The organism is Polycyclovorans algicola TG408, assembly GCF_000711245.1.
GTDB lineage: Bacteria > Pseudomonadota > Gammaproteobacteria > Nevskiales > Nevskiaceae > Polycyclovorans > Polycyclovorans algicola.
This window is the reverse complement of the sequence record NZ_JOMH01000001.1, coordinates 2017962-2032191: the sequence shown is the minus strand read 5'-3', so window position 1 is coordinate 2032191 and position 14230 is coordinate 2017962. Positions and strand designations below refer to the sequence as shown.

The following is a 14230-nucleotide window of genomic DNA, read 5'->3' as shown; positions in this document are numbered from 1 at the left end:
TGGCTACCTCGCTGCGAGCTTACCCGCTTTACCGGGGCCGACCGTGGCCTGCGCGACAGTCACACGCAGCGGCCCGGCGTAAGATCGAATCCACGCAAACAAGGGGAGCCAGGCGATGATGCTGATTGTGGGCGCCGGCGCGGTCGGCACGATTCTGGCCGCCTACGCTGCGAATGCCGGGAAATGCCCGCTGCGCCTGTATGTGCGTGACATCGACCTCGCCGCGGTGCAGGGCGTTGAGCAGGTGTGTGTTGATCACGTGCTGGGCGGGCGCCCGGCACTGAAGGTCGCCAAGCCGGCACTGACGCAGTCACTGGACTTGAGTGATGTGCGTTACCTGGTGATCTGCGTGAAATATCCCGACCTGGATTCGGTGCTTGACGCGCTCCCGGCCATTCCCGACCACTGCACCGTTATCCCCACCCTCAACGGGGTCGGCGGTCTGCGGCGTATCCACGAGCGCTTTCCCGACGCTCGCGTGGCGCCGATGACCATCATGTTCAACGGGCAGTGGCTGGCGCCGTTACACGCGCGCATCACCACCCGGCCACAGGTGCTCGTCGGTAGCCGCGATGCCACGCTGCTGGGCGCCTTCGAGGGTTCAGGCATGGGGGTTGAGGCCATCGAGGGCGAGTCGGCCATCTGGGGCAAGCTGCTCATCAACCTTGGCAATGCCTTGTGCGCCGCCACTCACGCCAGCTTCAAGGACCTGATCACCCACCCTGATCTCAAGGCCTGCTACTTCAGGGTCTTTGACGAGGCGGCGGTCACCTTGCGGCAGGCCGGCGTCCCGTTCCGGCTGCCCATGCAAATTCCGCTGCCGCTTTACCAAATGCTGTTTCGCCACGGCGGTCCGCTCGTCTGGTGGCTGGCGCGCTCACGCAACGGTCTGCAGGCCGGCAGCTACCCGTCGATGGTCGCCGACGTGAAACAGGGCCGACCCACCGAGGTGATGCAACTGAACGGTGAGATCGTCGCCCTCGCCGAACGCCATGGAGGCGATGCCCCCATCAATCGCCGGTTGTGCGAACTCATCAACAACATGCGCAGCCCCCTGCCCAAACCCCTGACGCCGGGCGAGCTCCGCGAGCGACTCGGCGTGCAGCCGTGAAAAAGCCCCCCGAACCGGACGGCTCGGGGGGCTTTTGACATCAGATGACGTCAGCCTACTTCTTGGGGCCCAGCAACAGCCAGATGATGAAGCCCACCAGCGGCAGCACGATCACCAGCACGATCCACAAAGCCTTGGCGCCAGAGGTGGCACTGCTGCTGGCGATGCTGACGATGGCATAAATGACGGCGATCAATAGCAAGACGCCACCGATTCCGCTACCCAGATTCATGACTTCCACGTGAGGTCCCCTTCTTGTGATTGGAAACCCAGTCTAGTCCTGTAAACCTGAACAGAGCCGCCAACGCCTCGCCGCATGACAACAGGGCGTTGGTGGGACGCTACGACACGAAGGCGTAGTCCGCGGTGCGCAATGCGCGCATCTGCCGGGCGTATTGGGTCGCAAATCCCGGATACATGGTGGCGTTGAAGCCGTCTTCGGTCAGGTACCAACTCTTGCAGCCCGAATTCCAGTTGGTGCGCGACAGGCGCTTCTGGATACCGCGATTGTGCCGCGCCTGCGCGTCAGCGCGCACGTCAAGCTGCTTGAGATTGCCGTCGAGAATCAATTTGATGCCGCGCACCAGGTAGTTGATCTGGGACTCCATGTAGACCAGCGCCGAGTTGTGTCCGGGGCCAGAATTGGGGCCAAAGGTCATGAACAGGTTCGGATAGCCCGACACGCTGACGCTCTTGTAGGCCTGCGCCCCGCGTGACCATTCGTCACTCAGTGAACGCCCGTCGAGGCCGGTCACCGGAAACGGACTGCCCGCCTTGGTCACGTCGAAACCCGTCGCAAACACGATGCAGTCGAACTGGTGCTCCACCCCTTCGACGGTTCGAATCCCCTGCGAGCTCAGGTTGGCAATCGGCCAAGTGATGAGCTTGCAGTTGGGCGCTTGCAATGAGGGATACCAATCGTTGGACACCAGCACGCGCTTACAACCAATCCGGTAGTCCGGGGTGAGTTGGCGGCGCAGCCAGCGCTCCTTGACCTGATGCCGCAGATGCCAGCGGCCGACGGCCTCGACCACGCGCGTCGCGGGGGTGTTCCAGATCAGCCCGGTGGCCATCGATTCGTGGGCAAGGTACATCGCCTTGCGCAGTGCCGACTGGGCCGCCGGGAAACGCGTGAAGGTGCTCCTCATGGCCTCCGTGGTCGGGTAATCAGGGCGCGGCAGCACCCACGGCGCGGTGCGTTGAAACACCTTCACCGAACCGGCGGTCTTCACCAGCTCCGGCACGATCTGGATGGCGCTGGCGCCGGTGCCGATCACCGCCACCCGCTTGCCGGTGAAATCGTAATCGTGGTCCCAGCGACTGCTCAGCATCTTGTGGCCGGCAAAGCTATCGAGACCTGAAATCTTCGGGAAGCTGGCGTTGGACAAAGGCCCCTGTGCCAGCACCACGCTGCGGGCGCGCAGCTCGGGCTTGCCGTGCACACTGACCCGCCACTGGCCTTTGGCTTCATCAAACGCCAGCCCGGTCACAGTGTGCTTGAAACGGATGCACTCGGCCAGCCCGAAGCGGGCGACCAAGTCGTGCGTGTAGGCCAGAATCTCCGCACTGCCGGAGTAGCCCCGCGACCAGTGGGGATTCGGCGCGAACGAATACGAATACAGGTTCGACGGAATGTCGCAGGCCGCGCCGGGGTACTGGTTGTCGCGCCAGGTGCCGCCGACCTCGGTACCGCGCTCCAGATTCACCACGTCATTCACGCCCTGCTGGCGCAAGCGAATGGCACTGCCCAGCCCGGCAAAGCCGGCACCGACGATCAGCACGTCATGCACCTTCACGGGTGGTGATTTTCGGGCGCGAGTGGTGGTGGGTTGGGTGGTGGTTTCAGTCATGATTTACCTTTGAGTAGAAGCATTCAACGCAAAGGCGCAAAGGTAAAAAGCAAGGACGCAAAGAACAGATTCTGCTTCGCGTCCGCTGTCTATCCTTATTTTCTTTGCGTCTTTTCTTGGCTTTTCCTTTGCGCCTTTGCGTTTAAAGCCGTTGGCTTTCAGAGCCGGATCAGGCCGTCGGCTTCCAGGTCAGTTCATTGACCCAGCTGGGCGGTTTGGGCAGCAACTTCGGGGGGATGAGGTCAGTGAGTTTCACCAGCGCATCCACCGGCTTGTGGTACAGCCAGTTGGAGCGGTTGATCACCCAGTTGCCGTGGCGCGAAATGATCTGGAACCAGGGGTTGTTGCGACCCTGCTGGGTGCGTCCGCCCACCGTCCTGTACTTGCGCAGAGCGATGTTCAAACGCTCTTCATCCATGCCCAGGGCGGTGATGTTGTCGCGCATGCGATTCAGCAGCGGCGCGTACGACAAAATGCCCAGCAGCAATGGGGGGTTCATGAGCTGCGCCATGGCGCGCAGGCCCAACTGATAGGGCTTGCCGTAGCCCAGCACCTCCAGCACGTGGAAGTCGACGCCCAGATGCCGTGACTCGTCATCGTTGATCTTGCCGAAGGCTTCGTGGCAGACCGGGTCGTGCACCTTTTCGAGCAGGAATTTGCACAGCGAGCCGTCGAGCACGATCTCCAGCATCGGAATCACCGAGCCCAGCACCACCAGCGGTTGGTCGTCGGCGCAGCGGTCCAGCCACTCCACGACCAGGCGAATGTTGATGTTCGGCTCGGGCATTTCGTCGCCGTCGAGCATGCCCCAGCGCTTCATCAACGCCATTTCGGCATTGGCGTGACGCTGTTCCTCGGCGTGAAAGTAGGTGTAGATCTCGCGCAGTGTGTCGTCCGGCGCCTTCTTGGCCATGGCGGCAAAGCCGCGCGCGCCGACGTGCTCGATCCACATCAGATCGGCCATGAAGGCCTTGAGCTTGGGGTACAGCTCAGCGTCTTCGGTGACGATCTCGCGGCCGGGCGCGTCCCAGTCAATGTCGGCCAGCGACCACTGCGAGGCCTTGATCTTGGCGAGCATTTTTTCAGTGTCGAGTTGCATGGTGGTGAACCTGAGTTGGGTGGGAACGAGAACAACAAAAAGCTTTCAACGCAAAGGCGCAAAGGTGAAAAACAAGGACGCAAAGAACCAATTTTTTGTTGTCCTTCCCCTTTTATCTTCTTCGCGTCCTTTCTTGGCTTTTCCTTTGCGCCTTTGCGTTAAAACGCTTCTGCTTTACGCCATTTGGCCCGCCTTGCGCGCCAGAACCCGGCCCAGCAGGCCGGTGCCGACCTGATAGGTGCGCGGCGTAAAGCGTTTGGAGCGCCAGATGAGGCGGGCGTCCCATTGCGGCATGACGTAGAGCTCGCCGCGATCAAACGCCGCCAAGGTGCGGGTCACGACTTTTTCGGGCGACATGCCGGTCCATTTGATCCAGCGGTCGGTGACGCTTTGGGTGCTGGCGTCGATGCGGCCATCGCGAAAGATGTTGGTGCGCACCACGGTCGGACACAGCGCGGTGACGGCCAGCGGCGTGGCCGCCCACTCGGCCGCGAGGGTTTCGGTCAGCGCCAGCACCCCGGCCTTGCTGGTGTTGTAGGCGGCCATCAGCGGCGCGGCGGAAAAGCTGGCAGTGCTGGCCACATTGATGATGCCGCCGCGCGAGCCTTGCAGTAGCGTCGGCGCAAACACGTGGCAACCGTGAATCACGCCCCACAGGTTGATGTCGATCACCCAGCGCCAGTCGTCCATGGTGAAAGTGCCGACCGGCTTGCCGCCGGCGCCCACGCCCGCGTTGTTGATGAGCAAGTTCACCGGGCGGTCCAGCAACAGCTCGGCCTGTTCGGCCAGGGCCTCAACCTGCGCCAGTTCACGGACGTCGCAGTTCACCGCGTGCGCGCGGCCACCGGCCGCCTCAATGAGCTGCACGGTGTCCTCGGCGGCCGACAGATTGATGTCGGCGCAGACAATCTCCCCGCCCCGACGTGCCAACTCGAGCGCAAAGGCGCGGCCGATGCCGCTGCCGGCACCCGTGATGACGGCGGCTGCGTGATAACTTCTGGCCTGTTTGTTGCCCACCGGCGCTCCTCTTAGATTCGTCACTGAATCGCGTCACGTTTACATCGATTGATGTCACTTTAGACGGGCAACGTGTTCGGATTCAATTCGGAAAACCATGCCGCGCAAACCCCAACAGGCCCGCTCCAAAGCCACCGTGACGGCCATCATCGAAGCGGCCAGCCAACTCATGGCTCGCGAGGGCGCCAAGGGCCTGGGAACGCGACGAATTGCCGAGCGTGCGGGCATTGGCGTCGGCTCCGTGTACGAGTATTTCACTGATCGCGAGGCGATCATCGACGCCGTCTACCAGCAGTTCATCAGCGAAGCCGTGCAGGCGATCAAGCCGATGATTCCCGAACTTGTTCGGATTCCGCTGCGCGACGCCATCATTGCCCTGCTGATGCGCATCCACGATTTGCTGCAGGCCGATGACGGTCGCTGGCTGGAATGCGTGCGGCTGGCACCGCGGTTGGCGCGCCAGAACCCCGACGAGCCGCTACGGCAGGTGCTGATGGGCTTCCTGATGCAATACGTCGCCCACCATCCAGCGCTGATGCGACGCGCCGACCTGCCGGTGATGAGCTACATCTGGATCAACGGCGGCATCTTCACCGTGGTGCGGCACCTGGGCGAGGCCAACCCGCCGATGCCGTTCCCCAAGCTGGTCGAAGGCCTCGCCGACATGGTGGCGCGCAGCCTCGGCGCCGAGCCGGTCGAACAGGGCCGTTAAACTCGGGCCATGGTTGATACCTCTTTAGTGTCGAATTTGCCGACGTTCGAAACCGCCTTCGAGGCATTGGACCCGGCGTTTTGCGTGCCCTGTGCGCCGACCCCGTTGGCGGACCTGCAGCTGGCGCACCACAGCAGTGCGCTGGCCACCACGCTGAACCTGCCGGCCGACTGGCTGCGCGGTGATGGCTTCCGCCAGGTGATCGCCGGACTGGCGCCACTACCCGGCGCAAGCCCGCAGGCCAGCGTCTACGCCGGCCACCAGTTCGGCCAGTTTGTGCCGCAACTCGGCGACGGCCGCGCGCACCTCATTGGCCGCCATCACGGCGCAGACGGCCAACTCTGTAGCTGGCAGCTCAAAGGCAGCGGGCCGACCCCGTATTCACGCGGCGCCGACGGCCGGGCCGTGCTGCGCTCCAGCCTGCGCGAATACGTCGCCAGCGAGGCACTGCATGCATTGGGCATCCCCAGCACGCGGGCGTTGGCGCTGGGCGTATCGAACCAGCCAGTGCGGCGCGAAACCGTTGAGCGTGCCGCCATCGTGCTGCGAATTGCGCCCAGTTTCTTGCGCTTCGGCCACTTCGAGTTTTACGCAGCGCGCGGGCAAACCGACCAGGTCCGGCAACTGGCCGACGCGGTGATTGCCCAGCACTTTCCCCAGTCCGTCGGCCGCTATGCCGACTGGTTGACCGAGGTGATTCGTCGCACCGCGCAACTGATGGCGCAGTGGCAAACCGTAGGCTTTTGCCACGGCGTGATGAACTCCGACAACTTCAGCATTCTCGGTCTGACGATCGACTACGGCCCGTACGGCTTTCTCGACGCCTTCGACCCACAGCACATCTGCAACCACTCTGATCATTCCGGCCGCTACGCTTGGGACCAGCAGCCCGCCGTCGGCCAGTGGAACTGCGCGCGGCTGCTGGAGGCCTGTCTGAGCCTGCTGAGCGACGACGATGCCGTCGCCATCGAGCAGGCCAACACGCTGCTCGGCAGCTTCGCCACGGTCTATACCGACACCGTCAGTGCCCGCTGGCGCGCCAAATTCGGCCTGGCGACGCAGCAGCCCGAGGACGATGCGCTGATGCAGGATTTTCTGCGACTGATCGCCAAGGGTCGTCACGACTTCACGCTGTGCCTGCGCCATTTGCCGCGCCGCGCACTGTTGGCTGACCTGGTGCTTGACCAAGGCGCACTCGCCGACTGGCTGGCCCGCTACGACGCGCGGCTGGCGCGCGAGTCGCTGTCGCAGGCGACGCGCACAGCCGCCATGGACGCCGTGAACCCCCTCTATGTGCCGCGTAATCACTTGCTGGAACTGGCAATTCGCGCCGCCGAGCAAGACGACTTCAGCGTGCTCGACCGGCTGATGCGGGCACTGATGCAGCCGTTTACCGAGCAGCCCGGCATGGACGACTTGGCCGCGCTACCGCCGGACTGGTCGGCGGCGCTGTCGGTGAGCTGTTCCTCGTGAGAACCAAAATGACCGCCGCTGCCACCCCGGCCCCGGACCGCAGCCACGACGACACCGCGCACCGCGTCAGCTGGATCGACTGGCTGATGCTGCTGCTGGCGGTGTTTTCGGTGGGTCTGCTGACCTGGGAAATGCTCGCCGACCTGCCGGCCGACACCGTGCGTCTCATCATTCAGATCGATGTCGCACTGTGCGCGATCTTCTTTGTCGAGTTCTTGTTTCGCTGGCGGTCGCAGGGCGGCGGCTGGGCGTTCATCGCCAAGAACTGGTACGAAATTCTCGGGATGATTCCGGTGGCCCATCCCATGTTCCGCGGCTTTCGACTGGTCCGCATCATCCGCATCGTGGTGATTCTGTCGCGCTTTGGCCACGCGGCTGATCGTGCGTTTGGCGAGGAATTCACCTACCGGCTGGTCAACCGCTTCACTGGCGCGATTGTCGATGCCATCAAGCGTCCGCTCACCGTGGCGATGCTCGGCGAGGTTGCCGACGTGATGGCCTACGGCAAGTTCACGCAAAACGTGGCGCGGGCACTGGAGCTTCACGACGACGAGTTGCGCGACATGATTCAGGAGAAGGTGCTCGCCGACACGCGCGCCGGGCGGCTGTCGCGGCTGCCGTTTTACGACGACATCATTCAGGCCACCGTCGATTCGTCATTGCACGTTGTCCAGCAGGTGCTGCACGACCCGCGCACCGATGCGCTGGTGGCGACACTGCTCAAGGAAAATCTCGATCAACTGCGCAGTGAGCTTGCCGGCCGCGACATGCGCGAAAAAGCCCAATCCACCCCAACCCCCTAAAAGACCGCCATGACCGAACGTGCCGTTACCCTTGACGTAATCGACGGCGTTGCCCACGTCACCCTCAGCCAGCCGGCGCGCGGCAACCCCTTCGACCAACGTTTCTGCAGCGAGCTGTGTGACGTCGCCATCGAGTGTGACGAAACCCCCGAGGTGCGCGCCGTGCTGATCCGCGCCCAGGGCAAGTACTTCAGCGTTGGCGCCGATCTGAAGTGGCTGGGCGCCGACCGCGACCTGCTGCCACGGCGGCTCAAGGCTGCCACCGCTGACCTGCACATGGCCGTCGCGCGCTTTGCCCGCGCCGATGCACCCGTGGTGATTGCCGTGCACGCGCTGGCCACCGGCGGTTCGGTGTCTCTCACGGCCATGGCCGACTTTGCGCTGGCCGCGCGCTCAGCCAGCTTTTACGCGGCGTTCAATGCCATCGGCTTTGTCAGTGACTCGGGCGGCACCTATTACTTTCCGCGCCGGGTGGGCAGCCGCAAGGCGGCCGATTTCGTCATGCTCAACGAGAAGTGGAGTGCCGAAGACGCGCAGCGCTACGGGCTGGTGTCGCGCGTGGTCGACGACGAACAACTTGACGCCGAGGCCTTGGCGCTGGCCACGCAACTCGCGCAAGGCCCAACCAAGACCTTTGGCGAGATGAAACGGCTGTTGCTCTCCAGTGGCGATCAGCCGCTGGAAACCCAACTGGAGTTCGAGGCCCGCGCCATTTCGACGTGCGCACGCACCGATGATTCCTGGAACGCCATTCAGGCGGTGCTGGCCCGTCAGCTACCCCACTTCGAGGGTCGATAGCCGCCTTTCGTCACCCCGCTACCTGCGCGGTGGCGGTGGCGGTGGCGGTCGCGAAGCTGAGTCGCTGCTTGCCGCCCGCCTTGGCGGCGTACAGCAGCTTGTCTGCCTGCACCAGCGCAGCCGACAGGGTCAACGCCCGAGCGTCCGGCACCTGCCGGGCGCCGATGCTGGTGGCGACGCCGGTCTGAACGCCAGTGCCGTCCCACTCGGACTGACCCAACCGCTGGCCAATGCGGGACTGCAGGCGGAGAAATTCATGTTCACCGGGATGGGGCCACAGCCCGACAATTTCGTCTCATGCGTTTTGCCTTCACGCGTCCACGCCAAGTTGGCCAAACTGCGCGCCCATCTGCCGCTGTGGCTTGCCGTGCTCTTCCGCTTTTTTGAAACCCGCATCGACCCGTTGCCACCGCTGCCGACCGACGCGGTGCAACCGACGCCGCCGCAATCGCTGTTCGGCTTCATTCTTTATTTCTCACGTCCCCTGAGGCCTTGGCTGGCGGCGATGGCAGCCATGACCGCCACCGTGTCGGTGATTGAAGTGGCGTTCATGAGCTTTCTCGGCACGCTCGTCGACTGGCTGGGCGCCGCCCAACCGGACACCCTGTGGGACACGCACGGCCTCGGTCTGCTGGCCATGGGCGCATTGATCGTCCTGGCCTACCCGCTGGCGATTCTCATGCAGTCGTTGCTCGCGCATCAGACCGTGTTCGGCAATTACCCGATGATCGGCCGCTGGCGCATGCACAACATGCTGCTCAACCAGAGCCTGGCGTTTTTTCAGGAAGAATTCGCCGGGCGCCTGTCGCAGAAGGTGATGCAGACCGCGCTGGCGATCCGCGAATCGGTGGTCAAGGTGCTGGACGTCTTCGTCTACGTCACCGTGTACTTCTTCGGTGCGATGCTGCTGGTCGGGCAAGCCGAACCTTGGCTCATCGTGCCTCTGGTGGCGTGGCTGGTCGGCTACGTCGCCCTGCTGCGCCACTTCGTGCCGAAACTGCGGCGTATCTCGATGGAGCAGGCCGACGCACGTGCCGACATGACCGGGCGCATCGTTGATGCCTACACCCACATCCAGACCCTGAAGCTGTTTGCCCACACGCGTGACGAGCAGCTTCACACCCGTGAATCCATGGCCAGCTTCATGGACACGGTGTACCGGCAGATGCGGCTGGTGACCAAGCTCACCGTCAGCCTGCAAACGCTCAACGCGGTGCTGCTGGCTGCAGTGGGCGGCATGGCGGTGGTGGCGTGGCAACAAGGCGCCATCAGCCTAGGCGCGATTGCGGTGGCCATTGCGCTGGTTCTGCGCATTCGCGGCATGTCGGACTGGATCCTGTGGGAGGTCGCCTCGCTGTTCGAAAACATCGGCACCGTGCAGGACGGCATCAACACCCTGGCCCAGCCGGTGACGCTCACCGACATCGACGACGCACCGCCGCTGGTCGTCACTGACGGCGCCATTGCGCTGGATCAGGTTGACTTCGCTTACGACGGCGGCAAAGCCGTGTTCGAGCAGTTGTCGCTGCAGATTGCCCCCGGCGAGCGCGTCGGGCTGGTGGGCCGCTCGGGTGCCGGCAAATCAACCCTGGTGAACCTGCTGCTGCGCTTCTATGACCTGCAGGGCGGTGCCATCCGCATCGACGGTCAAAACATTGCCGAAGTGCAACAAGCCTCACTGCGCCAACAGATCGGCGTGGTGACGCAAGACACCTCGCTGCTGCACCGCTCGGTGCGCGACAACATTCGCTACGGTCGCCCCGACGCTGACGATGCCGCGATCTGGGCCGCTGCAAAACGCGCCCATGCCGATCAGTTCATCCCCGAACTGGTCGACGGTCAGGGGCGCAGCGGGCTGGACGCCCACGTCGGGGAGCGCGGCGTCAAACTTTCGGGGGGCCAGCGGCAACGCATCGCCATCGCGCGCATGCTGCTCAAAGATGCCCCCATCCTGATTCTCGACGAGGCGACCTCGGCGCTGGACTCCGAAGTGGAGGCCGCCATCCAGGAACAACTCAGCACCCTGATGGAGGGCAAAACGGTTATCGCCATCGCCCACCGGCTGTCGACGATCGCGGCCATGGACCGCCTCATTATTCTCGACGAGGGACGCATTATCGAGACGGGCCGTCACGCCGAACTCATCGCCCGAAACGGACTCTATGCTGCGTTATGGGCGCGTCAGTCGGGCGGCTTCATCGGTCACTCACCCGAGGCGGGGGACGCTCGATAAGCGCCCACAAAAAACCCCGGCAAAGCCGGGGCGATTCAGGTGCTGCATGTTGTTGTACTGGCGGAGGGGAAGGGATTCGAACCCTTGTGCCTCCTTTTGAGAGACCATCCGATTTCGAGTCGGCGCCGTTATGACCACTTCGGTACCCCTCCGGCGGACGCGATTGTACGGTTTCACGAGCGATTCAACCAGCCATGACAACGACACGCACCGCGCGCAATCTCAGAACCGGGCCCGGCTGTTTTGATGCACTGCGGTGCGCAGATAATGTGACGCAGCCCGGACGCCAAAACTGAACGATCACACGCCATGACGGGCACGCCCACCCTCATCTTGCGACACCTGCCAGGGCTGCTGGATCGCCTGTGGCGCGCGCTACCGTTTGTGCTGGCGGCGGCCTTGCTGGCCAGCCTAATGACCTGCTCACCGCCGCAGGACCTGGTCAGCCGTGTCATGGCCAGCGGCACCCTGCGCGTGGCCACCCTCAACAGCCCGACCACCTACTACCAGACCAGCTCGGGCGCCAGCGGTTTTGACTTTGAGCTGGCACAGCACTTTGCCGAATCGTTGGGGGTCGAGCTGGAGCTTGTGGTTGTCGACTCCCACGCCGCTGCGCTGCAGGCCGTGGCGGACGGCAAGGCGCATGTTGCCGCTGCCGGCATCACCGTCACTGACGTCGCGCGCAAGCGCTTTGACTTCGGACCCACCCTGCAAACGGTGCGCGCCGAGCTGGTCTACCGGATGGGGACCCCCAAGCCCGCGTCGATCGACGACCTTGACGGCACACTGATGGTGCCGCGCGGAACCGTGCACAGCGAACGCCTCACCGAGTTGTCAGAGGGGCATCCCAATCTGGTCTGGGGCGAAGCCGACGAACAAGAGGCCGAAGCGCTGCTCTACGCCGTGGAACAGGGCGATCTGCGCTACACCGTCGCAAATTCGACACTGGTCGCCGTTCACCAGCGTTACTACCCACGTCTGCGCGTGGCCTTTGCACTGACGCGCGACCAGCCTCTGGCGTGGGCCTTCAGAAAATCTCTGGACACCAGTCTGGTCGACGCCGCCGAACGCTTCTTCGAAGAACTCCCCGAGGCAGTGATGACCGAGTTGCTGGCGCGACATTTCGGCAACGGCGGGCCACTGGATTTTGTCAGCACCATCACACTGGCCGAGCACATCAAGACCCGCTTGCCCGCGTTCCGTGACTATTTCGAAGTCGAGGCCGAGGCCCAGGGTCTGGACTGGCGGCTGCTCGCGGCCATCGGCTATCAGGAATCACACTGGAACCCGCGCGCTGTCAGTCCCACCGGCGTTCGCGGCCTGATGATGCTGACCGGCGACACCGCGACATTTCTCGGTGTGACTGACCGTGAAGACCCGGCGCAAAGCATTGCCGGTGGCGCCCGCTACCTGCGGCGCTTCCTCGATCACTTTGAGGACGTGTCCGAGCCCGATCGCACCTGGCTGGCGCTGGCCGCCTACAACCTTGGCCTGGGCCATGTACTGGACCTGCGCGACCTCACCGACATGCGCGGCGGCAACCGCAACCGCTGGGCCGACTTGCGCAAGAACCTGCCGCTACTCACCCAACGCCAGTGGCACACCAAGACCCGCTATGGCTACGCGCGCGGCTTCGAGGCGTTGCACTACGTCAAGAGCGTGCGCACCTACTACGACATGCTGGTGTGGAAGACCGATACCGCGTTTGCGCGAGAACCCGAGGTGCCGGACGACAACATCGAACTCACGCCCCTCCCGACACCGACTCCAACGCCCAGTCGCTCGCCATTACAAGTGCAGCCACCGCTGCTGTAACCACGTTGCAGGAATGGCCTTGTCAGGGGAGGCGCAGCCGCGTCACCGGCTCGCCGTTCTGCACGTGGCTGCGAATGATTTCGTCGATGTCGGCTTCGCTGCGGTAGGTGTACCAGACGGCCTCAGGATAGATCACCAGACACGGACCCTCCTCGCAGCGCTCCATGCACCCGGCCTGGTTGACACGCACCCGACCCTTGCCGGCCAACCCCAGCTTCTTGACCTGCTGCTTGGCGTAGTCCCGCAGCCGACTGGCGCCGGCGTCGTTGCAGCACACCCTGCCGCCCGGCTCCCGCTGGTTGCAGCAGAAAAAAACGTGATGCCGATAGTGGGTTGCGGACGTGCTGGTCACCGGCTACTTCCCGAACTGGTAGGCAAGGTTGACCGCGGTAAACGTGTCGGTGCGCTGCGAATTGATTGACGCCACGCTGTTGTCGCGCGCGGTAAACGACACATTGGCCGCCACGTTACCGATGATGCTCAGCGTCAGTTCGCTAACGGCCTCGGTGAACGTGCTTTCGACGCCCGACTCGATACGCAGCTTCTGCGAGAACGAACTGGTCTCGGAGATCTTCCACAGGTAGTCGGCCGACACACGGCCAATGAAGTCGACTTCTCGACTGCCACCCTCCTGCGGCAACTGCTGCCGACTACCGACACCGGCATTGACATTTAAGGTGTGGACCGGCCCGCGCAAAAGCCGACGACCGTAACCGAAGGTTTGACTGGTGCGCTCCCGAACTGACCCGAACAGATCTTTTTCGAAATCGACCGCCACAAAGGCGAAATCGCGAACGTTGAGGTTGTAGTCAAACTGGTTGGTCAGCGTGTAACGCTCAATGGCGCGCACGCCTTCCTGCTCGCCGTAGATGGTGCTGAACGAAAACGCGTTCTTGAACCGCTCAACCGAATACGTCAGACCGAGTTTGGTGTTGTAGCTGGTGGCCTCGGAGCTGCCGGTGGTCGACAGGTAACCAAATCCGACATCACCGCTCCATGGACCGGGCGCCTCCTCGACTTCGGCCTGGGCTTCGGCAAGGGTCTGCTTCTCGGACTCGGTCAGCGCTTCGCCAGACGCCGCACTTTCTGCCGCAGCGTCTTCGCCCTCTGCGGCCGACGGCGTTGCAGCCGCCGGGTCTTCGGCTTCGGGGGCGGGTGACGACTCAGCAGGTTGCGTGTCGGCGGGCTGCGCTGGGGCTGCTTCTTCAATCACCGGCTGCGGCGCCGGGGTGGGCATGACTTCTTCGGTTTGCGCCCAAGCGAGGACGGGCAGGCAAAACAGCGGCAACAGCCGAAAACAACGCATCAACGAATCCTTG

Annotated in this window: 14 protein-coding genes and 1 tRNA gene; 7 read left to right on the top strand and 8 right to left on the bottom strand. The window is 63.6% G+C overall.

Annotation, left to right across the window (positions count from 1 at the left end; translation table 11 throughout):
- Nucleotides 1-115 precede the first annotated feature (115 nt).
- The gene (locus tag U741_RS0109670) at nt 116-1111 is read left to right on the top strand and encodes a ketopantoate reductase family protein (protein WP_029890269.1); all 996 of its coding nucleotides are present in this window, start codon (nt 116-118) and stop codon (nt 1109-1111) included.
- Nucleotides 1112-1166: 55 nt separating this feature from the next.
- Here U741_RS0109670 and U741_RS18950 read toward each other — a convergent pair whose 3' ends face one another.
- The 4 genes from U741_RS18950 to U741_RS0109650 all read right to left on the bottom strand — a co-directional run bounded on the left by U741_RS18950 (nt 1167) and on the right by U741_RS0109650 (nt 5077).
- A complete protein-coding gene (locus tag U741_RS18950; protein WP_084154780.1) occupies nt 1167-1343 on the bottom strand; it encodes a PLDc N-terminal domain-containing protein in 177 nt (58 codons plus the stop codon).
- A gap of 109 nt (nt 1344-1452) precedes the next feature.
- A complete protein-coding gene (locus U741_RS0109660) occupies nt 1453-2961 on the bottom strand; it encodes a flavin-containing monooxygenase (protein WP_084154779.1) in 1509 nt (502 codons plus the stop codon).
- Between the two features lie 169 nt (nt 2962-3130).
- Entirely contained in the window at nt 3131-4060 is a 930-nt protein-coding gene (locus U741_RS0109655) for a hypothetical protein (RefSeq protein ID WP_029890267.1), read from the bottom strand.
- 174 nt (nt 4061-4234) lie between these two features.
- Nucleotides 4235-5077: an SDR family NAD(P)-dependent oxidoreductase gene (locus U741_RS0109650; protein WP_043110255.1), complete on the bottom strand. Its 843-nt coding sequence runs from the start codon at nt 5075-5077 to the stop codon at nt 4235-4237.
- A 97-nt stretch (nt 5078-5174) separates the two neighbouring features.
- Here U741_RS0109650 and U741_RS0109645 point away from each other — a divergent pair, with 97 nt between their 5' ends.
- The 4 genes from U741_RS0109645 to U741_RS0109630 are packed head-to-tail and all read left to right on the top strand — an operon-like array spanning nt 5175 to nt 8863.
- On the top strand, nt 5175-5789 hold the full coding sequence (locus U741_RS0109645; RefSeq protein WP_029890265.1) for a TetR/AcrR family transcriptional regulator: 615 nt from the start codon (nt 5175-5177) through the stop codon (nt 5787-5789).
- Between the two features lie 27 nt (nt 5790-5816).
- Entirely contained in the window at nt 5817-7262 is a 1446-nt protein-coding gene (locus U741_RS0109640) for a protein adenylyltransferase SelO (protein WP_200872705.1), read from the top strand.
- Between the two features lie 8 nt (nt 7263-7270).
- Nucleotides 7271-8065: a hypothetical protein gene (locus U741_RS0109635; RefSeq protein ID WP_029890263.1), complete on the top strand. Its 795-nt coding sequence runs from the start codon at nt 7271-7273 to the stop codon at nt 8063-8065.
- Between the two features lie 9 nt (nt 8066-8074).
- A complete protein-coding gene (locus U741_RS0109630; RefSeq protein WP_029890262.1) occupies nt 8075-8863 on the top strand; it encodes an enoyl-CoA hydratase/isomerase family protein in 789 nt (262 codons plus the stop codon).
- A gap of 10 nt (nt 8864-8873) precedes the next feature.
- On the opposite strand, the gene U741_RS0109625 is transcribed toward U741_RS0109630, so the two are convergent.
- Nucleotides 8874-9083, bottom strand: a complete 210-nt coding sequence (locus U741_RS0109625; protein ID WP_029890261.1) for a nucleotidyl cyclase domain-containing protein — start codon at nt 9081-9083, stop codon at nt 8874-8876.
- Between the two features lie 36 nt (nt 9084-9119).
- Here U741_RS0109625 and U741_RS0109620 point away from each other — a divergent pair, with 36 nt between their 5' ends.
- Nucleotides 9120-11096 (top strand): ABC transporter ATP-binding protein, encoded by a 1977-nt coding sequence (locus tag U741_RS0109620; protein WP_235200233.1) that lies wholly within the window; start codon nt 9120-9122, stop codon nt 11094-11096.
- A 58-nt stretch (nt 11097-11154) separates the two neighbouring features.
- On the opposite strand, the gene U741_RS0109615 is transcribed toward U741_RS0109620, so the two are convergent.
- Nucleotides 11155-11248 (bottom strand) — tRNA-Ser (locus tag U741_RS0109615).
- A 157-nt stretch (nt 11249-11405) separates the two neighbouring features.
- Here U741_RS0109615 and mltF point away from each other — a divergent pair.
- The gene (gene mltF / locus U741_RS0109610) at nt 11406-12911 is read left to right on the top strand and encodes a membrane-bound lytic murein transglycosylase MltF (RefSeq protein WP_052378673.1); all 1506 of its coding nucleotides are present in this window, start codon (nt 11406-11408) and stop codon (nt 12909-12911) included.
- A gap of 22 nt (nt 12912-12933) precedes the next feature.
- Here the strand turns inward: mltF and U741_RS0109605 are convergent, their stop codons facing one another.
- A complete protein-coding gene (locus U741_RS0109605) occupies nt 12934-13263 on the bottom strand; it encodes a (2Fe-2S) ferredoxin domain-containing protein (RefSeq protein WP_029890258.1) in 330 nt (109 codons plus the stop codon).
- A 3-nt stretch (nt 13264-13266) separates the two neighbouring features.
- Nucleotides 13267-14217 (bottom strand): DUF481 domain-containing protein, encoded by a 951-nt coding sequence (locus tag U741_RS0109600; RefSeq protein WP_052378672.1) that lies wholly within the window; start codon nt 14215-14217, stop codon nt 13267-13269.
- Between the last annotated feature and the right edge of the window lie 13 nt (nt 14218-14230).